The sequence below is a fragment of the Alteromonas sp. CI.11.F.A3 genome, from assembly GCF_032925565.1.
GTDB lineage: Bacteria > Pseudomonadota > Gammaproteobacteria > Enterobacterales > Alteromonadaceae > Alteromonas.
Map to the genome: position 1 here is coordinate 1136010 of NZ_CP136708.1, position 16080 is coordinate 1152089.

The 16080-nt window shown below is 43.2% G+C and carries 14 protein-coding genes; 4 read left to right on the forward strand and 10 right to left on the reverse strand.

Annotated elements, in window-relative coordinates:
• Window positions 1–92 precede the first annotated feature (92 nt).
• Both fucP and R1T43_RS04855 read left to right on the forward strand, forming a co-directional pair.
• Window positions 93–1424 carry an L-fucose:H+ symporter permease gene (gene fucP, locus R1T43_RS04850; RefSeq protein ID WP_317353454.1) on the forward strand — a complete coding sequence of 444 codons (1332 nt, stop codon included), beginning with the start codon at window positions 93–95 and terminating at the stop codon, window positions 1422–1424.
• Window positions 1425–1708: 284 nt separating this feature from the next.
• Complete coding sequence (locus R1T43_RS04855; RefSeq protein WP_317353457.1) at window positions 1709–3784, forward strand: extracellular solute-binding protein; 2076 nt, start codon at window positions 1709–1711, stop codon at window positions 3782–3784.
• 15 nt (window positions 3785–3799) lie between these two features.
• Here the strand turns inward: R1T43_RS04855 and R1T43_RS04860 are convergent, their stop codons facing one another.
• Window positions 3800–4954, reverse strand: coding sequence for an anhydro-N-acetylmuramic acid kinase (locus tag R1T43_RS04860; RefSeq protein ID WP_317353460.1), 1155 nt, complete (start codon window positions 4952–4954; stop codon window positions 3800–3802).
• A gap of 7 nt (window positions 4955–4961) precedes the next feature.
• Entirely contained in the window at window positions 4962–6287 is a 1326-nt protein-coding gene (locus tag R1T43_RS04865; protein ID WP_057789743.1) for an OapA family protein, read from the reverse strand.
• A gap of 463 nt (window positions 6288–6750) precedes the next feature.
• On the opposite strand from R1T43_RS04865, the gene tyrS reads away from it, so the two are divergent.
• Window positions 6751–7950, forward strand: coding sequence for a tyrosine--tRNA ligase (tyrS, locus tag R1T43_RS04870; RefSeq protein WP_062088115.1), 1200 nt, complete (start codon window positions 6751–6753; stop codon window positions 7948–7950).
• Window positions 7951–8041: 91 nt separating this feature from the next.
• Here the strand turns inward: tyrS and R1T43_RS04875 are convergent, their stop codons facing one another.
• From R1T43_RS04875 to R1T43_RS04910, 8 genes are all read right to left on the reverse strand, one after another.
• Entirely contained in the window at window positions 8042–8623 is a 582-nt protein-coding gene (locus R1T43_RS04875) for a GNAT family N-acetyltransferase (RefSeq protein WP_317353467.1), read from the reverse strand.
• Window positions 8601–9005 carry a DUF2721 domain-containing protein gene (locus tag R1T43_RS04880; protein WP_211071472.1) on the reverse strand — a complete coding sequence of 135 codons (405 nt, stop codon included), beginning with the start codon at window positions 9003–9005 and terminating at the stop codon, window positions 8601–8603. The genes R1T43_RS04875 and R1T43_RS04880 overlap by 23 nt, the downstream gene beginning before the upstream one ends.
• A 189-nt stretch (window positions 9006–9194) precedes the next feature.
• Entirely contained in the window at window positions 9195–9599 is a 405-nt protein-coding gene (locus tag R1T43_RS04885; protein ID WP_317353469.1) for a rhodanese-like domain-containing protein, read from the reverse strand.
• 47 nt (window positions 9600–9646) lie between these two features.
• Complete coding sequence (locus tag R1T43_RS04890) at window positions 9647–10483, reverse strand: helical backbone metal receptor (RefSeq protein WP_317353472.1); 837 nt, start codon at window positions 10481–10483, stop codon at window positions 9647–9649.
• A gap of 1 nt (window position 10484) precedes the next feature.
• Window positions 10485–11453, reverse strand: coding sequence for a cobalamin biosynthesis protein (locus tag R1T43_RS04895; RefSeq protein ID WP_317353476.1), 969 nt, complete (start codon window positions 11451–11453; stop codon window positions 10485–10487).
• Window positions 11454–11459: 6 nt separating this feature from the next.
• Window positions 11460–12158 (reverse strand): 5'-methylthioadenosine/adenosylhomocysteine nucleosidase, encoded by a 699-nt coding sequence (locus R1T43_RS04900; RefSeq protein WP_317355672.1) that lies wholly within the window; start codon window positions 12156–12158, stop codon window positions 11460–11462.
• Between the two features lie 192 nt (window positions 12159–12350).
• Window positions 12351–12938: a DUF2726 domain-containing protein gene (locus R1T43_RS04905; protein WP_013782829.1), complete on the reverse strand. Its 588-nt coding sequence runs from the start codon at window positions 12936–12938 to the stop codon at window positions 12351–12353.
• A gap of 143 nt (window positions 12939–13081) precedes the next feature.
• A complete protein-coding gene (locus tag R1T43_RS04910) occupies window positions 13082–13423 on the reverse strand; it encodes a hypothetical protein (protein WP_317353479.1) in 342 nt (113 codons plus the stop codon).
• Window positions 13424–13966: 543 nt separating this feature from the next.
• Between R1T43_RS04910 and R1T43_RS04915 the strand changes: the two genes are divergently transcribed.
• The gene (locus tag R1T43_RS04915; RefSeq protein WP_317353482.1) at window positions 13967–15988 is read left to right on the forward strand and encodes an RICIN domain-containing protein; all 2022 of its coding nucleotides are present in this window, start codon (window positions 13967–13969) and stop codon (window positions 15986–15988) included.
• Window positions 15989–16080 lie beyond the last annotated feature (92 nt).

Here is a 16080-nt window from a genome sequence, read left to right on the forward strand (position 1 = left end):
TATTATTAAATAAGCTTTGTTGATTTATTGACATGAACATTTTTTGTTGGTTAAATTGCTCAACAAATTGTTTACAAGACGAGGTTGGGGTGATGCAAACTAAAGCGCCTATAGTTTCCAGAGATACGCTATTACCGTTTATTTTATTAACGGTGTGTTTTGCTGCATGGGGTGTTGCCGCCAACATGACGGATCCACTGGTAAAAGTCTTTAGTAAGATATTTACTATGTCGTCACTACAATCGGCCTTAGTTCAGTTCGCTTACTACGGTGCTTATTTCTGTTTAGCGATACCCGCAGCCTTTATTAATAAACGATACTCTTATAAAACGGGTGTGCTAGTAGGGCTAGGATGTGCTGCTGCTGGTGCCTTTCTATTTTATCCTGCAAGTCAAACAATGACTTATGGCTTTTTCCTGTTGGCCTTGTTTGTGATGGCCGGTGGGTTGTCTATTTTGGAAACGTCCGCTAATCCTTATGTCATGGCGATGGGCAACGAGCAAAGCGCCACCAGAAGATTAAACTTAGCACAGGCATTCAACCCTGTAGGGACAAACTTTGGCGTATTCTTAGCCGCAACGCTCATACTCCCTAATTTGAATCAGGCTTCAGCTGAAGAGCGAAGTGCTATGTCTATGACTGAGCTAAAATCTGTTATAGGTGCTGAACTGGATGCGGTGATGATCCCTTATGTTGCTATGGCGTGTGTGCTTCTTGTGGTTTGGGTTGCTGTAGCTTTGATTAAAACCCCTGTGGATGAAGCCACTGAGTCTAAAGCTGATGATATCGACATTGCAGCGTCATTGAAGCGCCTAGTGGCGAACAAACATTATCGTTTTGGTGTAATGGCTCAGTTCTTCAACGTTGGCGCGCAAACTTGTGTGTGGACTTTTACTATCCAATACGTCATGAAAGCGATTGGAGGTAATGAGGTACAAGGCGGCGATGTACTTCAATACAGCATGATAGTGTTTCTTATTTCACGTTTTGTGATGACGTGGGTAATGCAGTATCTCTATCCAGCACGACTGCTTATGGTGATGTCACTGGTGGCAGTAGGGTTGTGTATTGTTATGACACAATCGCCAAATATAGTCGGTGTGGTGGCACTAATTTCAATATCTGCATGTTTATCGCTAATGTTTCCTACTATCTACGGCATCGCGTTAGAAGGGCTAGGGAAAGATACTAAACTTGGCGCGGCGGGTTTGGTAATGGCTATTTTAGGTGGTGCAATTATGCCACTCTTCCAAGCTGCAATTATCGACTCAGCCGGTATCGTTATTTCTTATATTGTTCCTGCTGTATGCTTTATGTTTGTGGCTGGCTATGGACTGTTTGATATTAAAGCAGTTAAAAGTCCTCAGAAAGTATCCATTGACGATTTGAAGACCAACAATTTGAAGACAAACATGGCGAAGTAATACTTACTCTACTGTAGTGATGCTCATCATGATTTAAAAAAATGCCAGCCTTTGCTGGCATTTTTTATGTGAGATGAACAGCGAAGTCGCTTGTTTCAAGAAGCAAGGAGCTAATAGTTGCGGGCAACGTTGTGCGGACTGAAAACACGAGTAGATAAGATTGCTGTCTCAATATCAAAAGGCCAATTACATAAAATTCGAGTTGCGCGAAAAACTAGATTAACTGGCAATTTCGGTCGTTCATGCCAATACTAACTTAATGGTTTTCAACTGCTATTGAGATTATGAATAATTGGTCTGGTTCTATTAACTCCAATATCATCAGTCTTTTTTCGATATTTTTGATTCTATTTGGAAGCTATACGTTTTCGCTTGGCGTTTACGCCGATCAACGAAACACAATTACTTTAGCCACCTCAGAAGCGAGTCCATTCAGTAGCGCGCACGACCCTAAACAAGGGTACGTAAACGAGGTCATTCACCTTACATTTGAAAAAATGGGCTACATCCCCAAAATTGAATTCTTTCCGCATGCTAGAGCGATATATCTCGCCGACGGCGGACAAGTTGAAGGTGTTTTTCCGCTTCGCGATAGCACAGCACGTGTTGAGGGGATGATATATTCCGATGCTATCCGTGGTGGGAGCATCAACTATCTTATCCATAACAGTCGAAACATTCAGAGCTTATTAAACGCCGAATTAGGCGATTCGATTAAACAATTCAATAGCTTAGGTCTTTCCCGTCTTGGGGTTTTACGCGGCGCACAGTTGCCGTCGAGTCTTCGTGAGGCTGAAAATGTCGATGTACTTTTAGCCAAATCATTACCGACATTGTTAGATATGTTAGATAGGGGGCGAGTTGATTTCATTTATATCGATGAGTACAGCGCAAAACAAACAATAACTAATCATCGTCCCCATTTATCACAGAAATTTAAATTCATTAAATCGCTTAGGAAAAGTAATCCCCATTTCTTAGGGATATCTAAAAAACTACCCAACGCCCCACAAATTATGGCGCGTTTCAATCAAGCATTGGCTTCTCTAGAAGCTGATGGAACTATCGATACAATATTAAAGCGATACGGTATTTTCCTCGAGCCGGATAATGTTGTTAGGGAAAGAGGATTAATAGTTGGAGCGCCTAATATTAATGGTATTGAAACCGCTATTAGATACTTGAATGACAGTGGTACGCCTTTTTCAGAGCAAAAAATTCAGTGGCGTGTCATGGAGGAGAGCATACTAAGAAAGCACCTTCAGGGAGATTTTGCAGTTAACGAAACACAGTTTGACTTGGTAATGCTAGGTAATTTCGAAGTGCCTATTTGGGCTAGAAATGGTTGGTTGTTACCTTTCTCCGATCCGCCCTCGAACTACGATATGAAAGATATTGTACCCATCGCAAAGCATTCAAATACGTACGAAGGTGAGGTCTATGGTTTACCGTTTGTAGGAGAAACAACGCTGACCTTTTACCGAAAAGATCTGTTGCAGAACGCTGATATTAGTTTGCCCAAGCAGATGACTTATAAAAACCTAAGTGCCATAGCTATGGAAATTCAAGATCCCAAATCGCAACTGTATGGTGTAGGGCTGCGCACAAAAGTAGGTTGGGGACAAAATATGGCATTAATTGGCACCATGGTAAATACGTACGGTGGAAGCTGGTTTGATGAAGATATGAAGCCGTTGCTTACTTCTAGGTCGTGGGAGCGAGCAATCAAGGACTATGTTTCAATCGAGGTAAACAACGGTCCGCCAGGTGAATACGATTTAGGGTGGAAAGATAACCAGCAACTCTTTGCTGACGGAAAATTAGCATTCTTTGTTGATGCATCATCATTAGGTGGCTACATCCTAGATCCTTCTTCCTCGAAGGTTTCGGAGAATGTCGGTGTGACTTATGCGCCAATAGGAACAACACCAAAAGGAGCACAATGGTTTTGGTCGTGGAATTTCGCTATACCTCATTTATCTCAAAATAAAGAAATAGCACAGGAATTAGCTTATTGGTTAACGTCTAAAGCGTTTATAACTTCGGTTAAAGGTAAGTATGGTTATTACGCAGCGCCAGCTGGCACTCGTCATTCAACCTACAGTGACAGCTATATAAGCGCTATTCCTTATGCTAGCTATGAATACAACGCATTGCTAGCGACTGAGCTTGATAATATTAATATCCCCACGACTGGAAGCCAGTTTGTTCCAATCCCTGAATTTACGGCACTCGGTTACCTAGTGGGAGTACAGATAAATTTAGCAGTGAAGCGGCAAATTACTATTCAAGAGGCATTAAAAACAGCGCAACACCAATCTGAAGCTGTAATGAGGCGCGCTGGTTATTATCAAAACTAAAATTCCCACTTACATTTAGTTTGCAGGGCAAAAAACACCCAATACAGCCTCTCGCGAAGCGCCGGTAACAGCTGGTACGTTGCCTGGAATACTATTTCGATGTGCAAAAGCGAGCCACGCAAATGCGGCCCCTTCAACGTGTTGGGGGTGAATATTGATACTGTGGCTGTCACTCACTTGATAACTTGGCAATAAGTTGGCTATGCGTTGCATCAATACAGGGTTAAAGGCACCGCCCCCACAAACGATGACTTGTGCGCCTATAGGCATTTTTTGCTTGTTAATCTCATCGGCAATGCTTGTTGCTGTTAGCGCTAGTAGTGTCGCTTGCACATCTTGAGGGGGAAGTGTACTGGCTTGTGAACTGGCGAGCGTATCAAGATAAGACGTTAACCATGCTATATTAAAATATTCTCTGCCAGTGCTCTTCGGCGCGGTTTGATGAAAATAACTATCTGAAAGTAACTTTGTTAATAAGTCATCACTTACTTTACCGGTATTAGCCCATTGCCCCTTGTCATCATAGGGCTTATTCAAATGCAGCTTAACCCACGCATCCATTAGGGTATTGCCTGGGCCAGTATCATAGCCAAGAGGAGCAATAGTATTTTGTTTTGCTGCTAATACTGAAATGTTCGCAATACCGCCAATGTTAACCAACACTCTTGGCTGGATATCGTGCGCGAAGATAGCATTATGGTAGGCTGGAACTAAGGGCGCACCTTGGCCGCCAAGAGCAATATCTTTACGCCTAAAATCAGCAATAACATCAATACCTGTTAACACGGCAAGAGTATTAGGGTCGCCAATCTGACACGTAAAACCTTTTTGTTCTATGTCGTTTTGAAGTTCGATTCCCTGCGGAAAGTGCCTTATGGTTTGTCCATGAGAGCCAATTGCGGTGATATCGTTTGATGAAAGCTGAGTTTCTGATAGCAACACATTTACGGCTTGTGCAAAGCCTTCGGCCACCAACCTATCGGCGGTTGCCATAGCATTGAGTTCGTTAGGAGAAGGTGTGCAAAGTGAATGAAGTAAAGAAAGTAGATTGGCTGGATAAGAAATAGATACCGCATGTAAGGTTTGGCACTTATTGGCAGTGATATCGCAAAGGACGGCGTCAACGCCGTCCATGCTAGTTCCTGACATAAGGCCAATGTACTTTGCCATAAGTAGGCTATTTCATTGCAAGCATTATGCGTTTGTTGTTATTAAGCTGCTGTTGACGTACATGGGCAATGTCCATGAATGCTTCACGCTCTTCAGCGGCAATAGGTAATGCTTTTGGCAGCGAAACAGTGCGAGGGTTACGGTGTACGCCGTCTACCAAGAATTCATAGTGCACGTGCGGGCCAGACGCCAAGCCAGTGCTACCTAAATAACCAATAGTTTGACCCTGTTTTACCGTGTCGCCTACTTTCACTGCACGTTTTTTAAAGTGCAGATACTTAGTGGTATATTTTTCACCGTGTTGAACAAATACATGGTGACCATTGTATTTGTCGTACGCTGACTTAATGACTTTACCATCACCCGCCGCCATCACTGGCGTACCAACTGCAGCTACGTAATCAGTACCACGGTGTGCTTTCCAGCGTTTTTGCACAGGGTGGAAACGTGCTTTGGAGAAGTTAGAGCTCACGTACCTAAAATTAATTGGCGCGCGTAAGAAGCTCTTACGCATACTTCTGCCTTCAGGCGTGTAGTAAGTACCATCTTCATGCAAGATAGCGCTAAAGTCTTCACCTTGGTTAGTAAATTCTGCGGCGACTATGTCGCCATAGCCTACGAACTCACCATCGATGTATTGTTCTTCAAACACCACATTGAAGGTATCGCCTGAACGAATTTCTGTCGCAAAATCGATATCCCAGCCAAAAATACCCGCAAGGTTCATAATTTGATTGCTGGTTAATCCCGCCGTTGCCCCAGCATTCCAAAAGCTTGAATGAATTTCACCTTGTGCAAAGTTATAGCGAATATCAACGTCACGTTTTTCAAGATCGGCCGTTAAACTATTATCTTCGCTGGTGGGGTCGGGGCGAATGAATAAGGTTTCGGTAGAAGAAAGCTTATATTTAAGCTCACCAAAGGTACCGTCGTTATTAATTTTAAACGAAAGCTCATCACCAGGTAATAAGGTCACCAGTGTTTTAGCAAGGTCACCAGCTTGAGTAACATTGTAAACGTCACGAGAGGTAAAACCCGCACGCTTAAACAGTTTTGCAAGGGTATCGCCGCTGCGAACTTTATAGGTTTGCCAGTTCGACTCTTCTTCAATTGAAAACACGTCGGTTGACGGCATAATGTTCAAATCGAGAGGGTAACGAATACCGGTATCAAGTACCAAAGCGTCTTGATGACGACTCGCTTCTACCGTGTCAGACGGCAAAAGAATAAGCCCACCTAAAAACATACTAGCAATAGCTAATCCTGTTCGGTGTTGCTTTGGCAATTGTTTAAATATGTTTAGCGCCTTTAGGGCGTCTAGTTTGATTCTCATAATACTACCTACTTGAGAATTTTATGTGCAATGTACTTGTCACATAAGTTGCTCAAAAATGCAACTTTTCTCATTGTTTTTTAGCGCAAAAGTTAATTATTGAACGCAATGGCTATAATAAATAGCGAAAAGCGACTTTGACTGCTGGTAGCTATGCATCGAGGTCATGAGAAGGAGGGAGGGGGCTGTAGCAAACCCTCTATCGCATGGATGCGATGGCGGAGCGCCCATGTATGGGTTTACCGCGTGTTTGCGGAAGCCCCCTCCCTCCTGATCTCAATGCCCTCGACGTGCACCTTGATATGCAAAGTGCAGCAGTTAAAAGCCTGTAACCATTGCGTTCAATAACGAACGTGACGACAAGTCATCCGCTTTTTGACGCAGAAACCTTTTAATGGTTCCAATGTCCGCGTAAAATGCCATTCAAAATAGATTCTACAACATCAAGAGTGTGAAATAACCGATGAAAGACTGGCAAACAGCGCTAGCTGAAATTAAACGGGGAACGGATGAAATTCTCCCCGAAGAGGATTTAATTGAGAAATTAAAATCCGGCAAAACCCTAACCATTAAAGCGGGTTTTGATCCTACTGCGCCTGATCTTCATCTTGGTCACACTGTTTTGATCAATAAACTGCGTACCTTTCAGCAGTTAGGCCATACCGTTGTTTTTCTTATTGGGGATTTTACTGGCCTGATTGGCGATCCTACAGGGAAAAATGTGACACGCAAGCCCTTAAATAAAGAACAGGTATTAGAAAACGCGCAAACGTATCAAGAACAAGTGTTCAAAATTCTTGATCCTGAACTGACTCAAATTCGCTTTAACTCAGAGTGGATGGATCAGTTAGGCGCTGCGGGCATGATTAAACTAGCTGCCAGCCAAACGGTTGCACGTATGCTTGAGCGTGATGATTTCAAAAAGCGTTACAACAATGGCCAACCTATCGCGATACACGAATTTTTGTATCCACTCGTGCAAGGTTGGGATTCAGTAGCGCTTAAATCTGATGTTGAGTTAGGCGGTACCGATCAACGCTTTAATTTGCTAATGGGCCGCGAGCTTCAAAAAGAGCAAGGTATCAAGCCACAGTCTATTGTGATGGTGCCGTTACTTGAGGGCCTAGATGGCGTTCAAAAAATGTCTAAGTCATTAAATAACTATATTGGTATTACTGATGCGCCAAACGATATGTTTGGTAAAGTGATGTCGATTTCAGATGACTTGATGTGGCGTTATTACGACCTACTAAGTTTCCGTCCGCTTGAAGAAATTGCTGAACTTAAACAGCGTGTTGAAAACGGTGAAAACCCACGTGATATTAAGATATTGCTAGCGAAAGAAATTATCGCTCGTTTCCACGACGATGCGGCAGCAGAAGGCGCGCACCAAGACTTCATTCAGCGTTTCCAGAAAAATGCTATTCCGGATGAAATGCCAGAGTTTGAAATTGCACTTGGCGAAGAAGGTATTGCGATTGGTAACTTATTAAAAGAAACCAAGCTAGTAGGCTCAACGTCTGACGCTATGCGTATGATTAAGCAAGGTGCAGTTAAGATTAACGGCGATAAAGTAGAAGATACTCGTCTTGTACTGACCGAAGCTGGCGAAAACGTTTATCAAGTGGGTAAACGTAAATTTGCGAGAATTACGTTAGCCTAGTTTGGTATTAGCGCTTAGGCCTTAGCATTTTGGTGTTAATGCAAATACCAAAAAGCCCCGACTTATCGGGGCTTTTTAATGTCTGTAGGTTTTAGGAAAACCGCAGTAACATTTCTGCGCCTTCGCATTCGCAGGTTTCAGGGCACACAGGGCAGTCGTAACCTTCGTGGATTGACTCATAGCGCCATTTGTTTGGGTGTTTCTTAATGAGTTCGCCGCCGTTTTTAGTAAAGTATTTAAACGCACTATTACCTGGGCTAGAAAGCCAAATATGGGCAAGTCCTGCTTCAGCGCCTTGTGCTTTGGCCGCGCTTACCGACTTCGCTAATAAGGTACTTCCAATGCCCGCTCCTTGCATAGCAGGCGATACCGTATTGCATTTGAAATAGCATACTTTCTCCGGAGCCACCGGCCATAGTTCTGGGCTGCACCATTTATCACATTGCCACTGCGAATGAGCGTAGGTAATTCGAAAGCCAACAATGTCATTACCACAATAGCTTACCAAGCTAGCATTAATATTTTTGTGCCAGCTTTTATCGTACATGACCTTTAATGTATCAGGCATCAGGTAATTTTCACCCTGAACTTCATTGCCTAAGCGTATAACATCATCAAAATGTTCGGGCGCTAAAGGTAGGTACCTAACGCTATTTAAGTTTGGTGCTGTCATGTTGCTCTTTCATACCATCAAGGTGAAAATCTAATGCTTCTACAGAAATGAGTATTTCTTTTACCGACATCCAAAGTGAATATAGAAGAGACACTAGGCTTAATGCGAATATCCAATTCCCCACTTGTTGATAAGTAAGGTAAATCGCAAGCATAGATACGACACACAAAAAGAAACTGCCAACCCCTGCAATTTGCATCCGCTTAATAAGCTGAATACGCAGTCTCAAGTTCTTGATTTGGGCTAGGGTATTGTCGTCACGCTCTTCTTTTGAAAAGTTACGAATAAGCGTAGCAAGGGTTAAAAAACGGTTGGTATAAGCCAGCAACAGCAATGAGATTGCTGGAAAAAGCATGGCGGGTGTTGCGAGATCTATTTTCATGAATTGCCTGTCACCTTGGTGAATGCGTGTCAGTGTATCAAAAGTGTAGGGATGTTGTCGTCTGATAGTGAATAGCGGTGTAGAGGAGCGTTTAGCTGGCTGTCGAAAGTGAAACGCCGTTGCAAAGGCTCTATTTACAGAAGTTATATTTACAAAGGTTTTAATTACACAGGTTTTAATTACAGAAAGCTACATTCTGTCAATTGGCATTTGAGACGCATTCCAGCCCAGCATGTCGCCTTCTAAATGCATGACCTCAGAAAAATCTAAGTCTTTAAGAAACTTCATAGCAAGTTTAGCCTGAGTGCCAGATTGGCAATAAATAATAATAGGCTTGTCTTTATGGCCTTCTAACTCGGTAAGATAGTCGTTAATGTTTTCTTGAGGCATATTGATGGCACCAGGAATGTGTCCATCGACAAAGTCGCTTGGAGAGCGCACGTCTATAAGCATCCAGTCATTGTTTTTCACCCGCTCAATGAGGTACGGGGAAGCCGCAACCGATCCTTGAGAGGTTGCTTTCGCTGTGCATTGCATCGACACAAATAACGTGATTGCAACAACGCAGAGAAACATGACTAAAACGATTCGCATGAATAACCTTTAGATAAAATGAGGCAGTATTATACCTTGTGGCAGTGCTAGTTAATACCCTTACACAGTGTTTTTAGTTCATTAATTAACCGCAGTGAGAACCTGCTGGTAATGTCCGGATTGACGACAATTAAAGGGGCTGACATAAAGCGGCGGTGGGGATGCCAAAATTGCTCAAGATCGGACGCTGGCTGGTTGCTTGCCGCTACCAATGCAAAGGGCTGTCTAGATAGCACTTCTTGTACCGACACTTGTGGGTAATCGACTGGGCTGTCAGCAAATAAGGTTTGCGCACCACATACGTTAAGTAGCTTATTTGGCCACGCATTGTCACCTATGGTCATTAGTGGCGATGTCCAAGAGTAGTAGAACACTTCATGCTTTGATGGCGTGGCGTACTGGTCTCTTAATGCCGCTAAATGGCGTAAAAACGCATTGGTGAGCGCGTTGGCTTTTTCTTCTGTGTTAGTCGCTTTACCTAAACGCTTCAACTCACTGGCAATGTCTTCAACTTCGGTGATTTTGGCTCGAAACACCTTATAACCTAAGCTTTCTAAACGGTGCAAATCTTGCGGCTTATTGCCCCCCTCCCAAGCCAAAATTAAGGTAGGCTGCAGCGCCATTATTTGGGATAAATCTGCCCCTTGATAGTCGGCTACTTTAGGTAATAGCTGAGCTTCTTGAGGAAAGTTGCTGTAGTCGCTAACGCCAATTAAGTGTGACTCTAACCCAAGACTATAAACCCACTCGGTTAAATGAGGTGCAAGCGTGATAATTCGCGGCGTTGACTCGTTAGCAGAAGCACAATGAGGGGCTAGCGCGAGTAGCAATGTAGCGGTTATTGACGCAACTTGCGTGCGCAGCTTGTGATATACGCTTTTCACGTTAGAAGACCTCGCTTAAAGTTTGTGTTTGTACTGCGACTAATAACAAACAGACACTCGCGATGGCGGTAACTACAGCCATGGCACCGACTATTGTGCGCTTGCTGCGTATCATATCTGAATACTTTACTTGCTTGGCACCACCCACGCGAGGGTAGCGGTATTTACGGCCATGATAGATAGCCGGGCCGCCTAATTGAATGTTTTGTATTCCACCAAATAACGCGAGCAATAAGGAGGTTTTATCTCTTGCCTTACTTCGTTTTACCGCTCGAATGCCTTTTACAGGATGAGTGAAAAGAAGCACAGCAATACAACCGAGTAGTGCAGGGGGAATAACTAACAAAGAAACAAGCTTTCTCACCGGTTTAGCAAAATGCACCATTTTAGGATTTCGATAGTGCCATTGCCATGAGGTGAGCAATAACAGACGGTAGGTGAGCGCCCCAATCGGGCCAGCCAACATAAAGTAAAAAATAACGCCGCAATAAAGATATAAAAACTTAAGCCATAACGATTCGATAGCGGCTTTCGCAATACCTACATCGGTTAATTGGGTGCATTCACGGGCAACTATGGCGTCTACGGTTTCTCTGGTAAGTACTTTTTTATTTTTACCTACGGTTTTTAAAATTTGACTGAATTGATGGCGCTGATAGGCAAAGTCGAGCAAGGCAACCATAATCACGGCTTCGAAAAAAGCAGGGTATTGGGCCATGTATATGAGTATGGCAAGGCAAACAATTAAGGGCGCCAATAATACAATGGCGGCTAATGAACCGGAGATATAATGTTGAGAACGGGAGTAGCTTAAAGAGGGGAGAACTTTAAACCCCATCTGCCTAACCAGATAACGCATAAGGGTAAGCGGGTGGCTGCTAAGCGGCCACCGCCAAAGGGCATCTAAAATAACTGCCAACCATAACACCAGCACCGACTGATATGCTGATTGGGTCAGCAATGCTTCCATTTACCGCTACGCCAACGCTTTGATCATAGCCATAACGAGTTGTGCTGAATGCTTTGCCGCAGTATCTAAATATTCTTTGAAACTGACCGTTGATGTCTTGCCAGCGATATCCGACAACGAACGTATGACGAGAAACGGAACATCAAGCATGTGACAGGTTTGGGCTATAGCAGCACCTTCCATTTCAACCGCTTTCGTATCGGGGAAACTTTCACGCAGCGCTTCTACCGCTTCGTCGGTACCGATAAACGAATCGCCAGTACAAATAAGGCCACTGGTAGATTGGATATTTTCTAACTCGCCCGTAGCCGTTTTCGCAGCTTCAATGAGCGTATTGTCACAGCGGTAGTCTTCAGGCATACCAGCACATTGGCCAAGCTTGTAACCGAAATGGGTTAAATCCACATCGTGATGGATAACGTGGGTGGCAATCACCAAGTCACCAATGTTTAAGCTTTTATCAAAGCCGCCCGCTGAACCTGTATTTACTACAGCATCTGGCGCGTATTGCTCAATAAGTACCGTAGTGGCAAGTGCCGCTGCTACTTTTCCGATACCGCATTTTACCAACACAACCTCAACGTTATTAAGGCTGCCTTCATAAAAGGTTAAGTGCTTCCACGTGGTTTCTTTTAGGTTTGAAAGTGAAGCTTTAAGTAACGCAACTTCTTCGTCCATTGCGCCTAGAATGCCAATTTTTTTCATGCCTGTCTCTTTCATGTCAGTCTCTTTCACGTCATTAACGATTTAGTCAAATATGGGGGGAAGCAAAAATTGCTATATATATGGTAATGAATTGTATAAGGAAATGAGGAAAACTGACAGGAAAAAGCCTTTGTCACCTGCTATTACAGCAATAATGGAGCGCAACAAAGGCTAGGGGGAAATAGTAGTATTTTACGCAGCTGCCGCGCGGCTAGACCTTACTGGACGAGTAGGGCGCTTAGTCGGCTCAGGGTTGTGCGTAGGAAGCTGTGACATTTTTTGTTGAATTCTTCTATAAGGAATAAGCTTGTTTTCAAGGCATTCACGAATGTCGTCAACGGTATAACCCGACTTAACCTTAATGCGAGCATGGGGAACACCCGCTGCATCTAATGCGCCAGATACAAACCAATCGCGCTGGGTTTTGTAACCTTCCTTCCCTTGGTTGTGCACAAGGTCGATAGCCAATATCGGGCTCATGTCCTGCTTGTCGACTAAGATAAAATCGAGCTGGCGCGAAGAGGCTCTAGAGATAGCTTGGCTGGCCGTTTTCTTATTGGCCGATTGCCTTACTGACACTATGTCGCTCAAACGAACACGGCAAATGATACGAAACTCTCGCCCCATTGCTTGCTCAATAAGGTTTAAAAATGAGTGCTCTACAGGCGTGAAAAGCTGTGGCTTTCGGCGAAAAGGAAACGCTACGCCACCATCTGATAATTTTATGGCGCCTAATGCCACCACAATAAGTAACATCATTAAAATAATTGCCAGTTCCATCATATTCCTCGCATATCAACGTGTAATGCGCGTCATAAAAATGACGCTTTTTTTGACACCACTGTGGTTCTTTACTGAAATTGCAAAGGCAGTGCCACATTGAACGAGGAATGAAGCTAGGCGAAAATAAAACTTAGGGGAGGTTACGGCTTACTAATGATAAGTACATCAACTTGCGTGCCCATATTATCCGGTGACACCACAATACGAACTGAGTCATCTATTGCTGCAAGCATGGTGCGTTGATTGACCGGCGATTTTTTTACAAATTGCGGATAGGCATTTTGATAGTAGGCAATAACATCTTTAGGTGTGTGCTTAGTAAAATAAACCAAGCTAGCAGGCAAGCTATCGTCGAATTGCTGACACTGACGGGCATTGGCCATCAGCGAGACGTCAAAAAAGGAAGCAGGGCAAGACTGAACAACAGGTGCATCTAATGAACTGTTGGTGGTCACAGTATCGGCTAAAGTTTGACTGGCCATTGCTAGCCCGCCAAGTAAAACTATATTGATGCTTTTACGTAAACCGCTTGCCATTATTCTTGTTAACCTGTAATCACTCTTTGTATCGATAATAGTGGGCTAACTATATAAGAGCAATAGGTAAGTAGTTGCACAAGGTATGTTCATAACATGATGGGTATATAACGACTTTGCAACCGTTTTTCCCATTCGCACCCAGTATATAGCGTAATCTATACCTAAACATTAAACTTCAAAAATTATGCCCCCGAGACCTAACAAGACTATGCACCAATCGTTTTGCGCAAATGCTTAATATTAACAATTCACTCTCATTTTAATATTTATATAACACTTTTTTGAAATTGAGCTAACATATAATTGCCACCGGTAGCATTTGGTGGCTTAAGTAGATATTTTAAGTTGCATTAGAGCTTTTACTTTATTTTATCTTTAATGTCTTTTCTATAATCATTGAAGGTATTGTTTTCTAATATTTAGTAAAAGTTAATTGTTAATTTTATTAAATTAATTCAAGGGTTAAAGATGAATTTTAGAACTAAGATGAAGAATGGAAGGGCCTCGTTGGCCGTATTACTTATGTGTTCAATGTCAGGCGCTTATGCATCAGGTTTTCATACTCAAAATGGAGGTGCAACCGGTGGCAATGGCGGTAATGTAGTGCGCGCAACAACGGGCAAACAGATACATGAAGCTCTATGTAATCGGAACACCAGTGAAACACCGATTATTATCGAAGTAGAAGGCACTATAAATCACGGTAATACCGAAAAAGTGTCAGGAAGTAGCTGCAATACTGCAGATGATAAAATTGAATTAAAAGACATTAGTAATGTAACCCTCATAGGGGTAGGGCAAGGTGCCTTGTTTGATGAGCTTGGAATACATATACGGAATTCTACTAATATTATTATACGAAATGTTCATGTTCGAAATGTTAAAAAATCCGGCTCTCCAACGTCTAATGGGGGCGATGCCATCGGAATTGAAACCGATGTTAGAAACGTGTGGGTAGATCACGTAACATTAGAAGCAAGTGGCGGCGAAAGCGAGGGGTACGACGGTTTATTTGACGTAAAGGATAATTCAAAATACATCACGCTTTCGTACAGTCGCTTACTCAATTCTGGCCGAGGGGGTCTAGTAGGCTCAAGTGAATCCCAGGTCAACAATGGCCCATTAACGTATCATCACAATATTTTTCAGAATTTAAATTCACGTGTTCCCTTAGTACGTGGGGCAACTGCACATATTTATAATAATCATTACGATGGTATTGAATCGTCGGGCATAAATTCACGAGCAGGTGCTGAAGTAAAAGTTGAGAACAACTATTTCGAAGATGCTAAAGACGTGCTAGGAACGTTTTATACCACGACTGACGGTGATTGGCAGGTGGCAGGTAATGTCTTTGGAAGTGGTGTCACATGGAGTTCGTCTGATGATGATTATCAGCCTGCCGGTCCAAACGTAGTTTCTACCACGAGCGTAAGTATTCCGTATTCCTACACCCTTGATAACACTTCTTGCCTCCGTAGTATTTTACAGCAGACTGCTGGCGCGAATAAAAATCTGCAAGTATCTGATGGTAGTTGTGGGAGCACTGGAGGTGGTGGCGATAACGGTGGTGGCGATAATGGTGGTGGTGATAACGGTGGTGGTGATAACGGTGGTGGTGATAACGGTGGTGGTGATAACGGTGGTACCCCTACCGGTGTTAACCTCTCTCTATCGGCTGATGCTGACGGAAGCTCAAAAGCAAGCGGAACCAGCTATGGCAATGTAAAAGATGGTGATACCAGCACCTATTGGTCTCCCAATGGTTCAACTGGTCGAATTAGTATTAAAGGGTTAGATACCACGGTTAATGCGGTTCGAATTGTAGAGCGAAGCGGCGCTGAAGGACGAGTTACGTCTTGGAGGTTGGTCAATAACGACACAGGCGCACTCATTACGTCAGGAAATACTATTCCTGAACCGATAACGTTTTCAGATGTAAACGTAGGCAAACTTAACTTTGTCATTGATTCATCGTCATCAACACCTCAAATAGCTGAATTTGAAACTTATTTTGGACTAGACAGTAATGGAGGTGGGAGCGACGATGGTGGTTCGGGTGTCGTTAATGGCACAGTGAATGGAATTTATAGAATTACCCCAGTACACAGTGGTAGAAGTTTAGATGTAGCCAACTGCGGAACGTCAAGTGGAGTGAATATTCGCCAATGGCAATGGTTAGACAATAACTGTCAAAAGTTTACCATTTCTCAAGTGGATGGAATTTGGCATCGTATTTCACCACTGAACTCACCGCAGCAAAGTGTAGAGGTAACAAATAGCTCGGCGTCTGCAGGAGAAAATGTTCAATTGGGACAATACAGTGGCGCGCAGAATCAAATGTTCCGTTTTCAATCTGCTGGTTCAGGAAAATGGAGAATTATAGCTAGAAACAGCGAGTTGTGCCTTGATGTCGCGGGGCAGGGCGGGGGCAATGGCGCTAACATAATTCAGTGGGCTTGCATTGCTCAAGCAGATAATCAAATGTTTGAATTAACTAGGCAGTAAATAAATGTGCGCCCGATTCTTTGAATGGGCGCCTTAAGTGCCACCGGTAGCATTTTATTTAATTCATGTTAATATCGACTTCATTGTTCAAA